At 47.7% G+C, this 20,676-nt stretch carries 16 protein-coding genes; 14 read left to right on the forward strand and 2 right to left on the reverse strand.

The window, feature by feature from the left end; all coding sequences use genetic code 11:
• The first annotated feature begins 50 nt into the window (after nt 1-50).
• Together clpP and clpX are read left to right on the forward strand one after the other, a co-directional pair.
• Nucleotides 51-641 carry an ATP-dependent Clp endopeptidase proteolytic subunit ClpP gene (clpP, locus tag CB4_RS05610; RefSeq protein WP_096463948.1) on the forward strand — a complete coding sequence of 197 codons (591 nt, stop codon included), beginning with the start codon at nt 51-53 and terminating at the stop codon, nt 639-641.
• An 11-nt stretch (nt 642-652) separates the two neighbouring features.
• Entirely contained in the window at nt 653-1,927 is a 1,275-nt protein-coding gene (clpX, locus tag CB4_RS05615; RefSeq protein WP_096463949.1) for an ATP-dependent protease ATP-binding subunit ClpX, read from the forward strand.
• 453 nt (nt 1,928-2,380) lie between these two features.
• Here the strand turns inward: clpX and CB4_RS21440 are convergent, their stop codons facing one another.
• Nucleotides 2,381-2,578 carry a hypothetical protein gene (locus CB4_RS21440; protein ID WP_231956155.1) on the reverse strand — a complete coding sequence of 66 codons (198 nt, stop codon included), beginning with the start codon at nt 2,576-2,578 and terminating at the stop codon, nt 2,381-2,383.
• A gap of 114 nt (nt 2,579-2,692) precedes the next feature.
• Here CB4_RS21440 and lonB point away from each other — a divergent pair, with 114 nt between their 5' ends.
• The 3 genes from lonB to yihA all read left to right on the forward strand — a co-directional run bounded on the left by lonB (nt 2,693) and on the right by yihA (nt 7,466).
• A complete protein-coding gene (lonB, locus tag CB4_RS05625) occupies nt 2,693-4,375 on the forward strand; it encodes an ATP-dependent protease LonB (protein ID WP_096463951.1) in 1,683 nt (560 codons plus the stop codon).
• A gap of 125 nt (nt 4,376-4,500) precedes the next feature.
• Complete coding sequence (gene lon / locus CB4_RS05630) at nt 4,501-6,834, forward strand: endopeptidase La (protein ID WP_096463952.1); 2,334 nt, start codon at nt 4,501-4,503, stop codon at nt 6,832-6,834.
• The gene (yihA, locus tag CB4_RS05635) at nt 6,831-7,466 is read left to right on the forward strand and encodes a ribosome biogenesis GTP-binding protein YihA/YsxC (RefSeq protein ID WP_096463953.1); all 636 of its coding nucleotides are present in this window, start codon (nt 6,831-6,833) and stop codon (nt 7,464-7,466) included. The genes lon and yihA overlap by 4 nt, the downstream gene beginning before the upstream one ends.
• Nucleotides 7,467-7,518: 52 nt before the next feature.
• Here the strand turns inward: yihA and CB4_RS05640 are convergent, their stop codons facing one another.
• Nucleotides 7,519-8,442, reverse strand: a complete 924-nt coding sequence (locus CB4_RS05640) for a DMT family transporter (RefSeq protein ID WP_096463954.1) — start codon at nt 8,440-8,442, stop codon at nt 7,519-7,521.
• 162 nt (nt 8,443-8,604) lie between these two features.
• On the opposite strand from CB4_RS05640, the gene CB4_RS05645 reads away from it, so the two are divergent.
• From CB4_RS05645 to hemL, 9 genes are all read left to right on the forward strand, one after another.
• The gene (locus tag CB4_RS05645; protein WP_157737803.1) at nt 8,605-10,224 is read left to right on the forward strand and encodes a methyl-accepting chemotaxis protein; all 1,620 of its coding nucleotides are present in this window, start codon (nt 8,605-8,607) and stop codon (nt 10,222-10,224) included.
• Between the two features lie 123 nt (nt 10,225-10,347).
• Nucleotides 10,348-11,877, forward strand: a complete 1,530-nt coding sequence (locus CB4_RS05650) for a Ppx/GppA phosphatase family protein (protein ID WP_157737806.1) — start codon at nt 10,348-10,350, stop codon at nt 11,875-11,877.
• Nucleotides 11,878-11,907: 30 nt separating this feature from the next.
• Nucleotides 11,908-14,082: an RNA degradosome polyphosphate kinase gene (locus CB4_RS05655; RefSeq protein WP_231956243.1), complete on the forward strand. Its 2,175-nt coding sequence runs from the start codon at nt 11,908-11,910 to the stop codon at nt 14,080-14,082.
• A gap of 279 nt (nt 14,083-14,361) precedes the next feature.
• Nucleotides 14,362-15,720 carry a glutamyl-tRNA reductase gene (gene hemA / locus CB4_RS05660; protein WP_096463957.1) on the forward strand — a complete coding sequence of 453 codons (1,359 nt, stop codon included), beginning with the start codon at nt 14,362-14,364 and terminating at the stop codon, nt 15,718-15,720.
• A 45-nt stretch (nt 15,721-15,765) separates the two neighbouring features.
• Nucleotides 15,766-16,587 (forward strand): cytochrome C assembly family protein, encoded by an 822-nt coding sequence (locus CB4_RS05665; RefSeq protein ID WP_096463958.1) that lies wholly within the window; start codon nt 15,766-15,768, stop codon nt 16,585-16,587.
• Between the two features lie 17 nt (nt 16,588-16,604).
• Complete coding sequence (hemC, locus tag CB4_RS05670) at nt 16,605-17,531, forward strand: hydroxymethylbilane synthase (RefSeq protein ID WP_096463959.1); 927 nt, start codon at nt 16,605-16,607, stop codon at nt 17,529-17,531.
• Complete coding sequence (locus tag CB4_RS05675; protein ID WP_096463960.1) at nt 17,528-18,313, forward strand: uroporphyrinogen-III synthase; 786 nt, start codon at nt 17,528-17,530, stop codon at nt 18,311-18,313. Before hemC ends, CB4_RS05675 begins: the two co-directional genes overlap by 4 nt.
• A 15-nt stretch (nt 18,314-18,328) precedes the next feature.
• Nucleotides 18,329-19,309, forward strand: a complete 981-nt coding sequence (gene hemB, locus CB4_RS05680; protein ID WP_096463961.1) for a porphobilinogen synthase — start codon at nt 18,329-18,331, stop codon at nt 19,307-19,309.
• 27 nt (nt 19,310-19,336) lie between these two features.
• A complete protein-coding gene (hemL, locus tag CB4_RS05685) occupies nt 19,337-20,626 on the forward strand; it encodes a glutamate-1-semialdehyde 2,1-aminomutase (RefSeq protein WP_096463962.1) in 1,290 nt (429 codons plus the stop codon).
• Nucleotides 20,627-20,676 lie beyond the last annotated feature (50 nt).

A 20,676-nucleotide genomic window follows, 5' to 3' on the forward strand; every position in this document is an offset into this window, starting at 1 on the left:
TTGTTTTTCAAACCAATCATACATAATTTTGAAGGGGGGCTGTATAAGTAATGAGCGTTATACCTTATGTTGTTGAAAGCACCAACCGGGGCGAGCGCGCCTATGATATTTATTCCCGTCTCCTAAAGGACCGGATTATTCTACTTGGGTCTGCCATTGATGATGATGTGTCAAATGCGATTGTTGCTCAGCTTTTGTTCCTGGCAGCTGAGGATTCGGAAAAAGATATCAGCTTATACATAAACTCTCCCGGCGGATCGATTACGTCCGGCATGGCAATCTATGATACGATGCAGTTCATCAAGCCGGATGTGTCGACGATTTGCATGGGCATGGCTGCTAGCATGGGGTCGTTCTTGTTGATGGCCGGAGCAAAGGGTAAGCGGTATGCGCTTCCGCATAGTGAAGTCATGATTCACCAGCCGCTTGGTGGCATTCGCGGCCAGGCGACAGATATCAAAATTCACGCGGATTGGATTTTGCGTACGAAGGGGAACTTGAACCAAATCTACGCAGACCGCACCGGCCAGCCGCTCGAAAAAATCGAGCGCGATACCGACCGCGACTATTTTATGAGTGCCCTTGAAGCGAAAGAATACGGGTTAATTGATGAAGTCATCACCCGTAATGAACAAAAGTAAGGGGTGAGTCCATGTTTAAGTTCAACGATGAAAAAGGTCAGCTGAAATGTTCATTTTGTGGCAAATCTCAGGATCAGGTACGTAAGCTCGTAGCCGGTCCGGGTGTATATATTTGTGATGAATGTATTGAACTATGCACTGAAATCGTAGAAGAAGAACTGGGCACGGAAGAGGAAGTTGACCTCAAAGAAATTCCGAAGCCCAAGGAAATTCGCACGTTCCTTGATGACTATGTCATCGGCCAGGATGAGGCGAAAAAAGCGCTATCTGTAGCGGTATACAATCACTACAAGCGCATCAATACCGGCTCCAAAATTGATGATGTAGAGCTTGCGAAGAGCAACATCCTCATGCTTGGACCGACAGGTAGCGGGAAAACTCTGCTGGCGCAAACAATGGCGCGCATTTTGAATGTGCCGTTTGCGATTGCGGATGCAACATCGCTTACCGAGGCTGGTTATGTTGGAGAAGATGTGGAGAACATTCTCCTCAAGCTGATTCAGGCAGCTGATTATGATGTAGAGAAGGCTGAGCGTGGCATCATCTACATTGATGAGATTGATAAAGTAGCCCGCAAATCGGAAAATCCGTCGATTACACGCGACGTATCCGGTGAAGGGGTACAGCAGGCGCTCTTGAAAATTCTGGAGGGCACGGTTGCCAGTGTGCCGCCGCAGGGTGGACGCAAGCATCCGCACCAGGAATTCATTCAAATCGACACATCGAACATTTTGTTCATCGTCGGTGGTGCCTTTGATGGTATTGAATCGCTTATCAAACGTCGTGTTGGTAAGAAAGTCATCGGATTTGGAGCAGATATTGAATCCGGTACAAAAGATATGAAATCCGGCGAGTTCCTGCAAAAGGTACTTCCAGAAGACCTGCTTAAGTTCGGTCTTATTCCGGAGTTCGTTGGCCGTCTTCCGGTCATTACAACATTGGAACCACTTGATGAACCAGCACTGATTCGTATTTTGACAGAGCCAAAAAATGCGCTTGTTAAACAGTATCAGAAGCTGCTGGAAATGGACGAAGCCGAGCTTGAGTTTACAGACAGTGCTCTGCACGAGATTGCAAAAGAAGCAATCAAGCGTAACACGGGCGCGCGCGGTCTGCGCTCTATCATCGAGGGCATCATGCTCGATATCATGTTTGACCTGCCGTCCCGTGATGACATCGTGAAGTGCGTCATTACCGAAGAGACCGTCAAACAAAAGAGCAACCCTGAGCTGTACAACAATCAGGGCAAAATCGAATCACCAAAGACAAAAACAGCAAGCGCGTAATTGCAGCATAGTTTTTTAAGAACGAGATCAGCGAAATGTAGTGGGGGAGCAGGGAGAAGAGAAGTGCGTCACTTCTTTATGTGCTACAAAGAAGCGATAACTGGTCGCTCCAGGAGTCCGGCAGACTTGCCCGCAAAGCGCAAGCCAGGGCAGCTTCACATAGAAGCCTGCGGGCAAAAGCTCGTCTGCCAGCCCCCTTCCACTGGGCGAGCACATAAAACAGTTCCTTACTTTCTCTTCTCCCCGCTCCCAACACAGTTTGCTGTCTATTTCCTTAAAAACTTACGCTTCAACCTTATGCAAGAAGAATCAAAGAAGAGAAAAGCGTCCCATCGCATGTGGGACGCTTTTTTTCTTTTGTTTTTATAAAGCAAAAGCATATGTAAGATGTGCTTAAAATGGAAGTGAACAAAGTTACGTTTGGAGCAGCGGAGCGGAAATCAGGGAACGCCTTTACGCGACTACATAGCGGAGGAAGAACGGTAAACGTGCCTTTGCCCGCAATCTTCTAGGAGAAGCTTCTCTGGCCTGCACTTTGCGGGCGAGTTTACCGGGCTTACGGAGCGGACAGTCTCTACTTCTTGTAAGCGTAACAAAGTGACAGGATTTCCGCTCCGCTGCTCCAATCACCATACTTAGTCTGGCTACCACTCTTTTTTAAACTGGCACCACACATAGCTCACTCCGTTTATTCCCGATTCGGTTCGGCAATAATACACCTAAGATAATGTGAGAAATCGTATTTTTTACATGTGGGAGGAAACTATGAACTGGACAATAATATTCACGCTTATTCAGGTGTTTTTTGCCGTGATTATCGGAACATACTTCTGGAACTTGCTGAAAAACCAGCGCAATAACAAAACAACAATTGATCGGGAATCACGCAAGGAGATGGAGCAGTTACGCAAGCTTCGTTCGATTTCATTGTCCGAGCCGCTTGCTGAGAAAACGCGCCCGGCAAGCCTTGCCGATATGGTGGGCCAGGAAGATGGCATTCGTGCGCTACGTGCCGCCCTGTGTGGGCCGAATCCACAGCACGTACTGATATATGGTCCACCTGGTGTCGGCAAAACAGCGGCCGCCCGTGTCATTCTGGAAGAAGCAAAAAGACAACCTGGATCTCCATTCACATTCGAATCGGTCTTTACCGAACTTGATGCGACGACAGCTCGATTTGATGAGCGTGGCATCGCTGACCCGTTGATTGGCTCTGTGCATGACCCAATCTATCAAGGGGCTGGCGCGATGGGACAGGCAGGGATTCCGCAGCCGAAGCCGGGAGCTGTGACCAAAGCACACGGTGGAATACTATTTATTGATGAGATCGGGGAGTTGCATCCGATTCAGCTAAACAAATTACTGAAGGTGCTCGAAGACCGGAAAGTAGTGCTTGAGAGTGCGTATTACAGCGACGAGAATCAGCAAATACCGAAGCACATTCATGATATATTCCAGAATGGCTTGCCTGCTGACTTTCGTCTGGTTGGTGCGACGACACGGACGCCGGAGGAATTACCACCTGCCCTTCGTTCTCGCTGTCTCGAAATTTTCTTCCGTTCTTTAACGCAGACCGAAGTGGTTGAAATCACTAGAAAAGCCGTAAAGAAAATGAAGATGGACGCAGACGATACAGCGATTGCGTATTTATCTCACTATGCGACAAATGGACGGGAAGCTGTTAACATGGTACAAATTGCGGCTGGCTTGGCCATTACCGAGCAACGTTCATGCATTACGCGTTCTGATATCGAATGGGTAGTAAACAGCAGTCAGAAATCACCACGATCTGACAAAAAAGTGCTCGGTGGTGCGTATGTCGGGTTCGTAAACGGATTGGCTGTATACGGTCCGAATATGGGAGCACTGCTTGAAATTGAAGTAACGGCGTCCAAAGCAACAGTACCAGGTGCAGGAACGGTAACGGTAACCGGAGTCGTCGATGAAGAAGAAATGGGAGGTAAGGGGCGGACGTTACGCCGTCGCTCCATGGCACGAGGTTCTTTGGATAATGTGCTTACGGTATTGCGTCGCTACGGGATCGCTACGCATGATTATGTTTTGCACGTTAACTTTCCAGGAGGTGCACCAGTAGACGGCCCTTCAGCGGGCATTGCAATGGCTACGGCAATTTATTCGGCGATTACTGAACAGCCGGTGGATAACTATGTGGCGATGACTGGTGAGATCGGGATTCATGGAACGGTGAAGCCTGTCGGGGGCGTGGCGGCTAAAGTTGAAGCAGCTCGCCATGCCGGTGTGAAAAAAGTGCTTGTGCCAAAAGAGAACTGGCAGGATATTTTTGCAGCGATGAAAGACATTCGTGTGATTGCAGTTGAACAGATGGAGGATGTATTCAAATATGCGTTTATACCACAAGAACAGATGGAATCCGCAGAAGTCCCGTTGCTTCAGCCGAACGAAGTGTTCAATCCTCCTGCCTTTTAGTGAACATTGTCCAGTGTTGCATGATTAGACATTATAGGGCACATACGATACAATAAAACGAAGGTAAAATGCTGTAGGAGTCCCCATTTAATGGAGTAAGATACATAAAATTGGAGGTAGAGTAGATGGGAACAAATGAAAAAGAGAGACAAATCCCTCTTCTTCCATTGCGCGGCCTGCTTGTGTTTCCAGGAATGGTACTTCATCTGGATGTCGGGCGCGCCAAATCCGTTAAAGCGCTTGAAAAAGCAATGGTTGATGATAACTTGATTCTTTTATCCACACAGGAAGAAGTACATATAGAGGAACCGGAGAAGGATCAGATTTTCGTAATTGGTACAGTAGCACGCGTAAAGCAAATGCTAAAGCTGCCGAATGGAACGATTCGCGTACTTGTGGAAGGAACAGGGCGTGCTAGAATAGAAGAGTTTTTGCAAGAAGAGGAGTATTTTGAAGTTCAGGTCTCCTATGTTGATGAGAACGAGGAGCGAACACCAGAGATAGAAGCGCTGATGCGTACGGTGTTAGCTAACTTCGAGCAGTATATTACGCTTTCTAAAAAGATTATCCCTGAGACATTTGCGTCAGTGGCCGACATTAACGAACCGGGACGCCTGGCGGATATTATTACGTCTCATCTGCCGCTCAAAATTCGCGACAAACAGGACATTCTTGAGACAATTGCTATACAAGATCGTTTGGAAAAGTTGCTTAGCATTTTGAACAATGAGCGGGAAGTACTCGAACTTGAGCGCAAGATCGGGCAGCGCGTCAAGAAGCAGATGGAGAAAACGCAGAAGGAATACTACCTTCGCGAACAGATGAAAGCCATCCAGAAAGAGCTGGGCGACAAAGAAGGGCGTGCAGGTGAGGTAGAGGAACTACGCCGCAAGCTGGACGAGTCTGGTGCGCCGGAGAATATCGTGGCCAAAGTGGAACGTGAGCTTGAACGGCTAGAGAAGATGCCTTCGACCAGTGCGGAAGGCAGCGTGATTCGCACGTACATCGACTGGTTACTTGCCATTCCGTGGACGAAACGTACGGAAGACAATCTTGATCTGCATAATGCAGAGACTGTGCTCGATGAAGATCATTTCGGTCTTGAAAAGGCAAAAGAGCGAGTACTTGAATATCTTGCAGTTCAAAAGCTTGTGAACAAGCTGAAAGGACCGATCCTGTGCCTGGTTGGACCACCTGGTGTCGGGAAGACATCACTTGCTCGTTCCGTAGCGCGTGCGCTTAATCGTGAGTTCGTTCGCATTTCGCTTGGCGGTGTACGGGATGAAGCTGAAATTCGTGGTCACCGCCGTACATACGTTGGAGCGATGCCGGGTCGTATCATTCAAGGGATGAAAACAGCAGGCACAGTCAATCCCGTTTTCTTACTCGATGAGATTGACAAAATGGCCATGGACTTCCGGGGTGATCCGGGTGCTGCCCTGCTCGAAGTGCTCGATCCGAATCAAAATGATACTTTTAGCGATCACTACATTGAAGAGCCATACGATCTATCATCGGTTATGTTTATTACAACCGCGAATGCGGTGCATACGATTCCACGTCCGCTGCTTGACCGGATGGAAATGTTGTATATTCCAGGTTATACTGAGATTGAGAAGCTAAAAATTTGTCAGGATTACTTGCTTCCGAAGCAGATGGAATCGCATGGGCTCGGTCGTGACAAACTGCAAGTCAATGAAGAATCACTTAGTAAAGTCATTCGATTGTACACACGTGAAGCCGGGGTGCGCAATCTGAATCGTATGATGGAGACAATTTGTCGCAAAGCCGCTCGTATGATCGTAGCAGGTACGAAGAAGAAAGTGGTTGTGACAGGCAATACGCTTGAAAATCTGCTTGGTAAGCCGAGATTCCGTTATGGCATGGCGGAGCAGGAAGATCAGGTAGGGGCGGTAACAGGACTGGCCTGGACGGAAGCAGGCGGGGATACGCTGACGATTGAAGTATCTGTTGTGCCAGGCAAAGGCAAATTGACGCTCACCGGTAAGCTTGGCGATGTAATGAAAGAGTCTGCCCAGGCTGCGTTCAGTTACATTCGTTCCCGTTCTAAGGAGCTTGGGATTGATCCGGAATTCCATGAGAAGAATGACATTCACATTCATGTTCCGGAAGGTGCAATCCCAAAAGACGGTCCATCTGCAGGTATTACGATGGCCACAGCGCTTGTGTCCGTATTAAGCAATACCCCGGTATCGCGTACAGTAGGCATGACCGGAGAAATTACGCTGCGCGGACGTGTACTGCCGATCGGTGGTCTGAAAGAGAAAGCGCTAGCTGCTCACCGTGCCGGGCTGCAAACAGTAATCATGCCAAAAGATAATGTGCGGGATATTGATGATATTCCAGAAAGTGTGCGTCAGGATCTCAAGTTTATCCCGGTTGAACATCTCGATCAGGTACTTGATGTGGCGCTGTTAAAAAAGGTGGCTCATTCATGAAAGTAACACAGGCTGAATTTGTAATCAGTGCTGTATCTCCAAAGCAGTACCCGCATGGCACCCTGCCAGAATTCGCCTTGGCAGGGCGTTCTAATGTCGGGAAATCATCGTTTATTAACAAGATGATCAATCGCAAAAATCTGGCACGGACATCGTCGAAGCCAGGGAAGACACAGACGCTGAACTATTATTTGATTAACAAGGACTTATATTTTGTAGATTTGCCGGGATACGGCTATGCCAAAGTTTCCAAGACGGAGAAAGAAAAATGGGGCAAGATGATGGAGGAGTACCTTCAGACGCGAGAGCCGCTGCGGGCTGTTCTGCAAATTGTCGACATTCGCCACTCTCCGACGAAAGACGACCAGGCCATGTATGAATACTTGAAGCACTTCGGGATTCCAGTTGTAGTCATTGCTACCAAAGCGGATAAAATTCCGAAGGGCAAATGGCAGAAGCATCTGAAAGAAGTGCGTACCGTGCTTAACATGGACCCGGCTGATGAACTGATTTTGTTCTCTGCTGAAAACGGGCATGGAAAAGACGAAGCATGGAAAGCGATCCTCGCACGGGCGAAGGCCAAGCCAAAAGTTCAGCCGGAAGAGGAACAGCAGGTAGAAGACGAGATGTAATACGATTCATGTAAAAAGCCGAAGCGCATTTGCTTCGGCTTTTTGGCATACGTCAGGACGAGACTGTTTTTTGTTTCTTCCAGCGTGCTGCCACCGAACTGAACGGGAATTCTGCGAGAATCATGCCGAGAAAGATTAGCATGCAACCAGCAAGGGCACGTGATGTCAGAAGCTCGTCATTAAAGAAGTAAGCAGTCGCTGCTGCGAATACAGGCTCCATCGCAAAAATAAGCGCTACACGAGTCGCTGTCGTAAACTTCTGGCATTCTGTCTGTGCGAGAAAGGCAAGTGCTGTTGCTGGAATGGCGGTAACAAGCAGAGCGATGTATACAGTAGGCGTAGTAAATGTTTTAAAAGAAAGAGCAACCTGCCAGTTTTCCAGTATGAGTGCGCTTATGCCACTCAGCACCGAGACGACAAAAATCTGTATACAGGCAAGTGCCAGCGATGGAAAATGTGGCGCATAGCGCCCGGTGAAAATAATTTGTAGTGCAAATGATATGGCACAAAAGAATACAAGAATATCCCCACGATTGACTGCTAGAGAATCTCCCATCGTTAGCAAATACAGTCCTGTTGTTGCGACCAGCACGCCGATCACCGCTGGAACACGCGGTTTCTGTTTGAGGATTAGCAACGCAAGCATCGGTACGAGTACAACAGAGAGGCCCGTAATAAAACCAGCTTTTGCTGATGTGGTATACAACAGCCCCACGGTTTGAAATGCATAGCCGAGAAACAGCCATATGCCAATTAAGATGCCTGCGCCGAGCAGTCGTGCATTTATTTGTGCGAGTTGGCTGCGATAGAATAACAGCAGGCAACCAAACAGAAAGATAGCAGCCATAAAAAAACGCACCGCATTAAACGTAAGCGGTGGAAGCGTCGCAATGGCATTCTGCACTACGACAAACGTTGCGCCCCAGATGAATGTCACAGTGAGCAGGATGCTGTCAGCAAGCATAGATTTTTTCATACACATCTTCACACCCTTAAAATAATTTCTATTATAGCGAAATATACATAGTGAAATAAATAGAAAAAATATTCAGTAAATAAGACCAGAGAAGCAGGTGAAAAATGGGCTCTTGACGAAATGAGTAACATATGGTGGATAAAAAAGGGAGGAACGCAACGGATGAGCAGAATGCTGCGGACGAAAAGTGCCCGTGCCGGACTCAAAAAAGTAGAACGGGTGGCGGGCAGAATCAGAGATATCATCCGGCAGGCAGGCACGCTTGAATCATGCGCGGACCGCGTTCGCGCCGTCATGGATGAAGAACTGGGTCATGATGAGTATTTTGTGTTAGTTGATGTGGATAGTGAGGGACGAATCCATACGAATCGACTTCGGGAGGGCACACATTTTTTAGATGAGGTAGGGGTGAAGGCAGCGAAGACGGATATCCCCCTTCTGCAGTTGTACCCACGCAACACAGGGGAGGTTCTTGTCGATGCATCATGCCCGATCGTTACGCTTGATAATGGCAAGCGATACAACTTGCGTATGGGGCGCCTTATGCATAAACCATTTCTTGCCCCTGCTATATTTGGCCTTGGAATTCTGCCGACTGTATTCGGAAGTGTATATGGTCTGGCAAGTGGACAGCTCATCCATACAGTATGGCCATGGCTACTTATGGCAATAGCGTGTGGCATGGGACTGGCTGCGTTTATTTATATACAGATTAATACAAGGCTGAAAGAATGGTATCAGATTACGCGAAGCATATCAGCAGGGGATCTGACAGTATCAGCTGCCCACAAGGGACGGAATCAGTTCGCGCAGATGGGGTATGAACTGAACAAAATTATTATCGGTACACGTGCTATGATTGATGAACTTGCTGCATCAGCAGAAGTGACCCGTACGGTTAGCAACCATCAGGCGGAAGAATCCACTGCGTTAGCACGTACATTCGAAGAGATGTCGCATATGATGCAGACGTTTCGGGAAGGCACAGAGACACAGCTTGGTTCTCTTGAAGAAGTACGGGCGATGATTACCGAGATGATGGAAGAAGTTAATAAAATGCAGCGCAATACGAAGAATGCGAGTGAGCTTTCTTTCCGGGTATCCGATAGTGCCAAAGCGGGGAAGCGAGCTGTCGAAGATTCTGAAGAGCAGATGAAGCAGATTGAGGCAGCAGTAGGAGCGTCTGTCCAGACAATTTCAGAGCTATCGCATAGCACGCATGAGATTATGAACAAAGTATCGGCCATTACACAGATTGCCAGGCAGACGAATACACTTGCCCTTAATGCTTCGATTGAAGCGGCACGTGCGGGAGAAGCAGGCCGAGGATTTGCAGTTGTGGCAGGGGAAGTACGCAAGCTTGCAGAAAGCACATCGACTTTTGCGGAAGATATCCGTAGCCTGCTAGAGGTGACAAGGCAACAGGCAGTGGAAGCAGGCGAGCGTGCATCAGCGAGCGTAACAAGCATTCAGCGCGGTCGTGATGTTGTATATGTGGCTGGAGACTCCATCCGTAGTATGGAAGAGGCAGCACAGCGTGCACAGGAGCAGGTAGACTTGAATTACGATCTATCCAATCACTTGATTGAAGAAAGTGTAGAAATCGAGAAAATCATTGAGACGTTAACACATATCGCAGAACAATTTACCGAATCGATGACACGGGGCGCGGCAGCGATGGAAGAAAAAGTAGAAAGTGTTCACCAGCTGGCAAAGGATGCAGCGCTCTTATCCGGACAGTCTACATCTCTTCATACAATTGTCAAACGATTTCATACGTAAATCACATTTTGTAAGCGATTACAAAAAAAGAAATTCATAAACCTTAACCTGATATTTAACATTTCTTAACATGAATTTAGTAAACTAGTTATAATGATAAAAAACAGGTAAGGTTGGATGCATATGGGAAGTTATAATGCAGTCATTGATATGGGGTCCAATTCAGTCCGGATTGTCATGTATTACGAAGAGGAAGACGGTGCTTTCTATGAAATAGATAATATGAAGCAGACCATCCGTCTTAGCTCATATGTAGATGCAGAACAATGTATTACAGAGCAAGGTATACGAGAAGTGCTGGCTGTCCTGCGCCAGTTTCGCCAGCTTTGCTCGGCACGTGCTGTGTCACGTGTGATTGGGGTAGCGACTGCTACAGTACGTCGTGCCAAAAATCGGACGGAATTTCTAACACGTATTTATCAAGAGACAGGATTCCGCTTTCGGGTGTTATCAGGCGAAGAAGAAGCTTATTATGGATATTTAGCAGTTGCAAACACGACTCCGGTCACGAATGCATTCACGATCGACATTGGCGGTGCGAGCACAGAGATCGTCAACGTTAAAGACAGAAAGCTAATAAACAGCTACAGTTTTCCATTCGGAGCTGTGACGCTTACCCGGGAGTTTTTTCGCGGTTCTATCCCTGGAAAAGTAGAAATGAAAGAGATGATCGAGTATGTACGTGCGGAGCTTGTCCGGCATGACTGGCTAATGAATTCGTCTCATCCTCTTGTGGGAATGGGCGGAACAGCACGGAATCTTAGTAAGATTCATCAGATGATGATCCGGTACCCATTTCCGAGCCTTCATTATTACCCGATGCGTAAGTATGAAGTGGACAGCGTGTTTCATCTTCTGCTTGATCAGGCCCCAGAGCGTATGCAGTCTGTTCAAGGGCTTTCTAAGGAGCGGGCTGATATTATCCTAGCCGGTGTGCTGTTGATTAAAACGGTGATGGAACATATAGGTACGACTGAGTTTGTTACAAGTAATAAAGGATTGCGCGACGGTGTGCATCTGGAATCATATCTAAAACGGGTACAGAAGCCACTGCTTGAGGATGTAGTCCAACATGGTGTTAACGTATTCATGAATAATTACAAGGTGAATCGTACTCATGCAAGGCATGTAAGAGAGCTTGCATTGAGCTTGTTTGAGGGAGTAAAGAAGTTGGAGTTGCATTCATATGGGGCACCCGAATCCAAACTGCTCGATGTCGCGGCACAGCTGTATGACATAGGACGGAGCATCAATCTACGCGAGTCGCACCGTCACACCTTTTACTTGATGATCCATGTACTTCTACCGGGCTTAACCCACCGGGAGCGTATTCTAGCGGCACTGATCGCGTCATATAAGGGAACGAAACGGTTGCAGGAACTGGCAGCTCCGTACGAATCGCTTCTGTCAGAAGCGGACATGCAGATGGCCGATACCCTCGGTGTGTTGCTTACCATGGCACGAGCGCTTGACCGGACAGAAAGTGGGCAGGTGAAGGCCGTTCGTGTTCAGCGCATCAGGGATGAAATCGTGCTGCTGTGTGAAGGGGGGAGCCGCCCTGAACTTGAACTGCAGGCGATTGAAGAATACCGGAAGAAATTCAGAAAACAGTTTAGACTCCCACTGGTAATCCGGTGGGTAGAATATAGTTAAAGAGAATGAGAAGGGAAGAGGGTGAACGGTATGGCGGATACGATGATGACACAGGAAACCGATATGCCGAAAGAAGAGGTTGATCTAGATTGTACTGATTATTACATCAACCGGGAATTAAGCTGGCTTGCATTTAACCATCGTGTACTAGAAGAGGCGGAGGATGAAGCAACTCCTGCCTTAGAACGTCTGAAGTTCTTGGCGATTACAAGTTCGAACCTGGATGAATTTTTTATGGTTCGTGTAGGATCAATGAAGGATCAGGAGAAACATGGTATTACGACTCCGGAGAACAAGGCGGGGATGACGCCACGTCAGCAGCTTGAAGCGATGTCACGAGAGGCGCATAAAATGGTAGCCAAGCAGTATCGCATCTGGAACGAAGCCCTGCTTCCTCAATTGGAGATAAATGGAATTTCTTTCGTGAAGCCGGATGATTTGAGCGAGGAGCAGGAGGCGTTCTTGCGCACGTATTTTTATGATCGAATTTATCCGGTTCTGACTCCGATGGCAGTCGATGCAAGTCGTCCGTTTCCGATGCTTTTAAATAAGAGTGTAAATCTTGCTGTCACACTTGAGAGTGAAAGCGATGGCAAGAACAAAATTTTGTTTGCGGTCGTACAAGTTCCATCTGTGCTCCCGCGTTATATCGAGCTTCCAAGTACGACAACAGAAGAGAAGCAATTTGTTTTGTTAGAAGATGTGATTTGCCATTATATTGACTTCTTGTTTAAAGGCAATCGAATTTGTGCGGTCAAGCCGTTTCGGATTACGCGTAATGCAGATATGACACTTGATGAGGAAGGCGCAGAAGATCTTCTTAAGGAAATTCAGAAAGAGCTGAAGAAGCGGCGCTGGGGAGCGGCGGTTCGCCTGGAAGTAACGGAAGAGATGGATGAGTATATGAAGGGCATCCTACAGGAATCACTGGAGATTGAGCCAAGTGACATTTATGAAGTCAAAGGGCCGCTGGATTTAACGTTTTTGATGAAGTTTTCTCAGCTTGCAGGGTATAACGATCTTCGCTATCCTCCGCTGGCTTCCCAGCCGCCGGCAGATTTCATCGGAGAAAATAACATTTTTGAAGCGATTGCTCATAAAGATATTCTGGTGCACCACCCGTACGAATCATTCGATCCGGTGATTCATTTCGTCAAGCAGGCGGCAGAAGACCCAAATGTGCTGGCGATTAAACAGACGTTGTATCGGGTAAGCGGAGATTCGCCTATTGTAGGGGCGCTTGCCAAAGCGGCGGAGAACGGCAAGCAGGTTACGGTGCTTGTCGAGCTGAAAGCACGTTTTGATGAAGAAAATAATATTGTCTGGGCTAAAAAATTAGAAAAAGCAGGCTGCCATGTAATTTACGGGCTGGTAGGGTTAAAGACACATTGCAAAATTACGCTCGTTGTTCGTCAAGAAGGAAAGAGCCTGAAGCGGTATGTCCACCTTGGCACCGGCAACTATAATGATTCAACGGCGCGGTTGTATACCGACCTTGGTATGTTTACATGCAAGGAGCCATTTGGCATTGACGCTTCTTATATCTTTAATCATCTATCAGGGTATTCTAAGCCCCCAAAGTTTAAAAAAATCGAAGCGGCTCCGAATGGATTGCGAAATAAAATCCTACAGCTGATCGATAACGAAATTGCGAAAAGTACACCAGACCAGCCGGGACGAATCATTCTAAAAATGAATTCACTGACGGATAAAAAACTGATTAATGCTCTGTTTAAGGCGTCAGCTGCCGGTGTAAAAGTTGATATGATTATTCGGGGAATCTGCTGCCTGCGTCCGGGTATTCCAGGTGTAAGTGAGAACATCCGGGTTATTAGCATTGTGGATCGCTTCCTTGAACACTCACGTATTTTCTACTTCCAAAGCGGTGGCGATGATAAAATGTATCTGGCAAGCGCGGACTGGATGACACGAAATATGGAACGCCGGGTAGAAATCATGTTTCCAATCGAGGTCGCGTCTTTGAAAGAACGAGTCAAAAAGATTCTGGACGTACTGCTGCAAGACAATGTAAAAGCACGTGTCCTCAATTCAAGCGGCGTTTATACACGCGTAGAGGTACAACCAGATGAAAAACGGATTCATAGTCAACTTGCTTTTCATGCAGCGGCAGTGAAAAATGCGAAGAAAATTCGCCAGACACCATACATGAAGCAGTTAAAGCCTAAAACGCATATTGATGTATAAAAGTAGTTCATCGAAGGAAACTAGAAGCGTACAGGAAACGGACATGTTTTCCAGCGCTTCCGGTTTCCTTTTTGTTTTCTGTGCTGCTTTTTGTTATAATGCTTGTGTATGTGAGAAGAAAGTTGCGGCTTCAAAAAATCTTCACATTTAGAATCCGGACGCTTTCTGTTTCGGTGTTATAATAAATCGATGTAGATAAAGAGCGGACATGCGGAGAGAACTGGTAGAAAGCCAGCACCGCATTAACGAGTATAAAGAACGTAGGATGGGGTGTCAGACATGCACATTCTTGCTATCGGATTGAACTATCGCACAGCACCGGTCGAGATTCGGGAGCAGTTTGCTTTCGCGGATGAAGACAAGGTTGAAGCGCTGCGTACACTGCAGCACACCAAGAGCATATTAGAGTGTGTAATTGTGGGCACCTGTAATCGTACAGAACTGTATGCAGTTGTGGATCAGCTTCACACCGGCCGCCATTTTATGAAGACATTTTTGTCTGAATGGTTTGGTGTATCACGCGAACAGTTCGAAAATCATTTATATGTAAAAGAAAATGACGCTGCTGTGCAGCATCTGTTCCGTGTAGCCTGTGGACTCGATTCCATGGTGCTTGGGGAGACACAAATTCTCGGTCAGGTAAAGGATGCATTCCAGTTAGCGCAAGCGAACAATGCGACAGGGACTGTATTTAATATGTTGTTTAAGCAGGCCGTAACGCTAGCGAAGCGCGCGCATTCCGAAACAGAAATCAACAAGAATGCGGTATCCACAAGTTATGCGGCCATTGAACTTGGCAAAAAAGTGTTTGGCTATTTTACGGACAAGACCGTGCTTGTGCTTGGTGCAGGTAAAATGAGTGAGCTGACGGCGAAGCATCTTCATGCCAATGGAGCTGCTCGTGTGCTTGTGGCGAACCGAACGTATGAACGAGCTGTTTCACTGGCTGAGAAATTCCGTGGGAAAGCGATTGAGATGGACCGCCTTGCTGAAGCGCTTGTGCTAGCTGATATTGTGATCAGCTCAACAGGTGCTGACGGCTATGTAGTAACGAAGCAGGACATCGCCGCTGTTATGCGTAAGCGGATGGGCCGCCCGTTGTTTCTAATTGATATCGCTGTGCCACGTGACCTTGATCCGGCGATCAATGATCTGGATGGCGTATATTTATATGATATTGACGATCTAGAAGGCATCGTAGAAGCGAATATGCGGGAACGCGCCCGTGAAGCCGAGAAGATTGGAGTTATGATCGGAGAAGAGCTTGTTGCATTTAAGGCATGGCTTGGCACACTTGGTGTTGTGCCACTGATCAGTGCGTTGCGCGAGAAACTGCTTACTCACCAGCAGGAAGCGATGCGCAACATTGAGAACAAATGTCCGGATCTGACGGACAAGGAAGTGCGTATGATCAACAAGCAGACCCGGAGTCTGATTAACCAGATCATGCATGATCCGATCGTGCGTATAAAAGAAATGGCCGGTCAGCCAGAAAGTGATGTAGCGCTTGAGATGTTTATTCGGCTGTTCGCACTTGAGAACGAGTTAGAAGAAATGGCTCATCCAATAGAAGAAGCAAAAGAATCATACATCCCACTGCGGCACCGCCGTGTGCTGACAGGTCAGGAAGCTTTTTAGAAAGAACGATAATCCTGTTGCTCCTGCGGAGAGGAGTTATGTCCATTGCTTCATGAAAGCTTGATTTACGACGCCATCATTTACATTTATGCTTGCAGCATTTTGCTGTATTTTGCGGATTTTATAAATCGCAGCCGGAAGGTGAACCGTACAGCCTTCTGGCTTCTTGCTGTTGTTTGGGCGCTGCAAAGCGTCTTTTTTGGTATCAGTATGATGGAGAAAGAATACTTTCCTGTATTGACGTTGTTTGAGACGCTCTTTTTCTATTCATGGATTCTTGTCACGATGTCGCTTGTGATTAACTATTTTTTTAGAATTGACCTACTTGTTTTTTTTACCAATGTAATTGGATTTTCGGTGCTGGCGATTAACTTTTTTGCGAATCAGAATGCATCGCCGATGGTAGCTGAACGGTTAACCTCGGAGTTGTTGTTTATTCATGTTAGCATCGCATTTGTAAGCTATGGAGCGTTCTCGCTCTCGTTTATTTTTTCGCTTATGTATCTGGTAGAAGACCGGATGCTCAAGCAGAAGATGTGGAACAAGTGGCTGCACAGGCTTCCTGGACTGGGCTTGCTTGATTTGTATTCGTATCGACTGAACATGGCCGGTGTTCCGCTTCTTTTGCTCGCAATTATTCTGGGCACGATTTGGGCACACCTTAAAGTGCCGGGAGATTTTTGGATTGACCCGAAAGTGTTAATGTCTGTCGGCGTGCTGATTGCCTACTCGCTGTATTTGTACCAGAGAGTCACATACGGCTGGGCAGGACGTAAGCTGGCACTATGGAATGCAGGAACGTTTATGCTTGTTCTCGTAAATTATCTGATTTCTGGTTCTGTATCTTCATTTCATCAGTGGCTTTAGAAAGGATTGTGACGAACATGAGAAAAATTATTGTAGGTTCTCGTCAGAGCGCACTTGCGCTTACGCAGACAAACTGGGTGATTGAACAATTGAAAAGTTTTGGACTCCCATTTGAATTTGAGATCAAGAAGATTGTCACCAAAGGAGATAAAATTCTGGATGTAACGCTGTCGAAAGTCGGCGGTAAAGGATTGTTTGTCAAAGAAATTGAACAAGCCCTCTTAGACGGGGAAATTGATCTGGCGGTGCACAGCATGAAAGATATGCCGGCAGAGCTACCGGAAGGGCTTATGGTCGGCTGCGTACCGAAGCGTGTCGATGCACGGGATGTATTGATTAGTGAAGATGGGAAGACACTTGCCGAACTACCAGATGGCTCGATTGTAGGGACAAGTAGTTTGCGTCGTGCTGCTCAGTTAAAAGCACAGCGTCCGGACCTTGTTATTAAACCGATTCGCGGCAACATCGATACACGTATACGCAAACTAAAAGAGGAAGATTTCTCTGCGATCATTCTGGCTGCAGCAGGGCTTGAACGCATGCAGTGGAACGGGGAAATCACGGAGTTTCTGCCGATTGAACAAAGTCTCCCAGCTGTTGGGCAGGGTGCGCTTGGGATTGAATGTCGGGAGAATGATGTGGACGTTCGCAACTTGCTAGCACGCTTGCACGATGAAGCAACAGGCAAAGCGACTGAGGCAGAGCGAGCTTTTCTGAGAACGATTGAAGGAAGCTGTCAGGTACCGGTTGCAGCATATGCAACGATGGAAGGTAATCGTATCACATTGACTGGCCTTGTAGCAGATTCGGAAGGTGCAATCGTTCTGAAAGAAACAATGAGTGGCGAGAGTCCAGAAGAGATCGGACATATGCTTGCTGCTCGTCTAAAAGAGCAAGGGGCTGCGGATATTTTAGCGCGTGTACAGCAGGCGAATGAATCATGAAACCGGGCTACCCGCTAGCAGGACGGCGCATCGTTGTCACGCGTGCGGCGAATCAGGCGCATGATTTCAGTACGCGAATTGAGAAGCTTGGCGGTACAGCGATTGCCTGTCCGGTGATTCGTACCGTATCGCCGACTGATTCTCGCCTGATTGATGAAGCCTTACAGAAGCTTGACTCCTTTGACTGGCTATTTTTTACCAGTGTAAACGGGGTCGCTTTTTTCTTTGATAAGCAGGAGAAGCTTGGACTGACACATATTCCCCTTCCGCCACGTATTGCGGCAGTCGGATCGAAAACAGCTGCGGCACTTGAGGCGCGAGGGATTCCTGTCTATCATATGCCGGATACATTCACGGCGGAGCATCTCGTTGCTTCGCTTGCCGGTGTGATTCATCAGGGGGATAAGGTGCTATTGGCCCGGGCTCGTATTGGCCGCGCCGTGCTGCCGGAAGGGCTTGTAAGGCTCGGGGCGGAAGTGACAGACGCAGCCGTGTATGATACGGTAAAGGCGAAGGAAAATATAACCGAACTTGTTCGGCTACTGCATGCCGGGCAAATCGATATGATTACATTCACAAGTCCGTCTACGGTGCGAAATTTGTTGTCCGAACTTGACGAATCGGCGCGTAAGGCACTGGATTGTGTGAAGCTCGCCGTCATCGGACCGGTGACAGCAAAAGCGGTGCAAGAGGCCGGGCTTATGGCCCATGTTATGCCGGTTGAATACAGCATCGACGGGCTGCTGGATGCAATCATCCACTATACCGGATGGAACTCATAAAAGGAGGAAAAGTAGATGTCTGCTTATTTTCAACGTCACCGCCGCCTGCGCACAACAGCGGCGATGCGCAATCTTGTACGCGAAACGTATCTTCATACGAACGATTTGATTTATCCGATCTTCACGGTAGAAGGCGAGAACGTAAAGCATGAAATCTCATCAATGCCAGGTGTGTTCCATTATTCACTTGATCGTCTGGAAGAAGAAATTCAGGAAGTAGTTGAGCTGGGCATTCAATCGGTTATTCTGTTCGGAGTTCCGAATGAGAAAGATGCATGTGGCCGAGAGGCGTATGCAGAGAACGGGATTGTGCAGCAAGCGACGCGTAAAGTAAAGCAGTGGGCACCGCAGCTTGTCACAATGGCCGATACATGTCTGTGTCAGTATACAGATCACGGCCACTGCGGGATGATTCACGATGAATATGTCGATAATGATTCTTCACTTGAATTGCTTGTGAAGACTGCTGTCTCCCAGGCACAAGCGGGCGCAGATGTAATCGCGCCATCGAATATGATGGATGGGTTTGTTGCAGCGATTCGCCAGGGTCTTGATGACGCCGGATTCATCAATGTGCCAGTTATGTCATACGCAGTAAAATACGCGTCTCAGTTTTACGGTCCATTCCGTGATGCGGCGCACTCGACTCCACAATTTGGCGACCGCAAAACGTATCAGATGGACCCGGCCAATCGATTGGAAGCAATGCGCGAAGCAGCATCTGACGTGGCAGAAGGCGCTGACATGCTGATGGTCAAACCGGCGCTTGCTTATATGGACATCATCCGTGAAGTGAAGGATAACTTTGATCTTCCGGTAGCAGCGTACAACGTGAGCGGGGAATACGCGATGATCAAAGCGGCTGCACAGCGCGGCTGGGTGGATGAGAAAGGGATTACGCTTGAGATGCTGACCGGTCTAAAACGTGCGGGTGCAGATATGATTCTCACGTATTCTGCGAAAGATGCGGCACGCTGGCTGAAAGAACAGAACTAGGAACGGAACAGAACAGGAGGAAGCGGCATGCATAAAGGATATGAAACATCAGTAGCAAGCTTTGCTGAAGCGAAGAAGTATATGCCAGGTGGTGTAAACAGCCCGGTCCGTGCTTTTAAATCAGTTGGAATGAATCCAGTCTATATGGAGCGCGGCATGGGCTCCAAAATTTACGATGTGGACGGGAATGAATACATAGACTATGTTGGTTCCTGGGGACCGCTTATTCTTGGGCACTGTCACCCGGTTGTGCAGCAGGCATTGCAGAAAACACTCGAATATGGCGTAAGCTTCGGCGCACCAACTGTGCTGGAGACGGATATGGCCAAGCTCGTATGTGATATCGTGCCATCTGTAGAAGTTGTCCGTATGGTAAACTCCGGAACAGAAGCGACGATGAGTGCCCTGCGTCTGGCACGCGGCTATACAGGACGCGATAAAATTATGAAATTTGAAGGTTGCTATCACGGTCACGGCGACAGTCTCCTGATTAAAGCGGGTTCTGGTGTTGCTACGCTTGGTTTGCCGGACAGCCCGGGTGTACCGTCATCCGTAGCAACGCATACGATCACTGTACCGTATAATGATCTGGCAAGTGCTAAGCTGGTATTTGAGAAGTTCGGCCATGAACTGGCGGCTGTAATTGTTGAGCCGGTTGCGGGCAATATGGGGATCGTTCCGCCGGTTCCGGGCTTCCATGAAGGCTTGCGTGAGCTAACTACTGAATACGGTGCGCTTCTGATTTTTGATGAAGTTATGACGGGCTTCCGTGTTCATCGTGGTTGTGCACAGTCACGTTTTGGCATTACACCGGATTTGACGACGATGGGTAAAGTGATCGGCGGCGGACTTCCGGTTGGCGCATATGGTGGCAAGGAAGAAATCATGCGCCAGATCGCACCGGATGGCCCAGTTTATCAGGCTGGTACACTGTCCGGTAATCCATTGGCGATGGCTGCTGGATTTGCGACGCTGACTGAGCTTGGCAAGCCAGGTGTGTACGAGCGACTTGAAGACATCGGTGCTCGTCTTGAAGAAGGATTTGCGGCGAATGCGAAAGAGGCGGGTATTCCAGTGCAATTGAACCGTGTGGGTTCTATGCTCGGTGTGTTCTTTGCAGAGCAGCCAGTCGTGAACTATGAAACAGCGAAAGCATCTAATATGGATCGGTTCGCAAAATACTTCCGTCTGATGATGGATCAAGGCATTTCTTTGCCGCCATCTCAGTTTGAAGGGATGTTCCTCTCAACTGCTCATACAGACGAAGATATTGAACGGACAATTGAAGCGAACTACAATGCACTCAAACAGCTGTAAATGAAATGGATAGATGTAAGGAGGGGGATGTAATCCTCTTCCTTTTTTAC

This window comes from Aneurinibacillus soli (assembly GCF_002355375.1).
GTDB classification, from domain to species: domain Bacteria; phylum Bacillota; class Bacilli; order Aneurinibacillales; family Aneurinibacillaceae; genus Aneurinibacillus; species Aneurinibacillus soli.

Excerpts from the sequence above, each read along its gene's own strand:
- clpP (WP_096463948.1), top strand. The coding sequence starts at position 51 with ATGAGCGTTATACCTTATGTTGTTGAAAGCACCAACCGGGGCGAGCGC.
- clpX (WP_096463949.1), top strand. The coding sequence starts at position 653 with ATGTTTAAGTTCAACGATGAAAAAGGTCAGCTGAAATGTTCATTTTGT.
- lonB (WP_096463951.1), top strand. The coding sequence starts at position 2,693 with ATGAACTGGACAATAATATTCACGCTTATTCAGGTGTTTTTTGCCGTG.
- lon (WP_096463952.1), top strand. The coding sequence starts at position 4,501 with ATGGGAACAAATGAAAAAGAGAGACAAATCCCTCTTCTTCCATTGCGC.
- yihA (WP_096463953.1), top strand. The coding sequence starts at position 6,831 with ATGAAAGTAACACAGGCTGAATTTGTAATCAGTGCTGTATCTCCAAAG.
- CB4_RS05640 (WP_096463954.1), bottom strand. The coding sequence starts at position 8,442 with ATGAAAAAATCTATGCTTGCTGACAGCATCCTGCTCACTGTGACATTC.
- CB4_RS05645 (WP_157737803.1), top strand. The coding sequence starts at position 8,605 with ATGAGCAGAATGCTGCGGACGAAAAGTGCCCGTGCCGGACTCAAAAAA.
- CB4_RS05650 (WP_157737806.1), top strand. The coding sequence starts at position 10,348 with ATGGGAAGTTATAATGCAGTCATTGATATGGGGTCCAATTCAGTCCGG.
- CB4_RS05655 (WP_231956243.1), top strand. The coding sequence starts at position 11,908 with ATGGCGGATACGATGATGACACAGGAAACCGATATGCCGAAAGAAGAG.
- hemA (WP_096463957.1), top strand. The coding sequence starts at position 14,362 with ATGCACATTCTTGCTATCGGATTGAACTATCGCACAGCACCGGTCGAG.
- hemC (WP_096463959.1), top strand. The coding sequence starts at position 16,605 with ATGAGAAAAATTATTGTAGGTTCTCGTCAGAGCGCACTTGCGCTTACG.
- CB4_RS05675 (WP_096463960.1), top strand. The coding sequence starts at position 17,528 with ATGAAACCGGGCTACCCGCTAGCAGGACGGCGCATCGTTGTCACGCGT.
- hemB (WP_096463961.1), top strand. The coding sequence starts at position 18,329 with ATGTCTGCTTATTTTCAACGTCACCGCCGCCTGCGCACAACAGCGGCG.
- hemL (WP_096463962.1), top strand. The coding sequence starts at position 19,337 with ATGCATAAAGGATATGAAACATCAGTAGCAAGCTTTGCTGAAGCGAAG.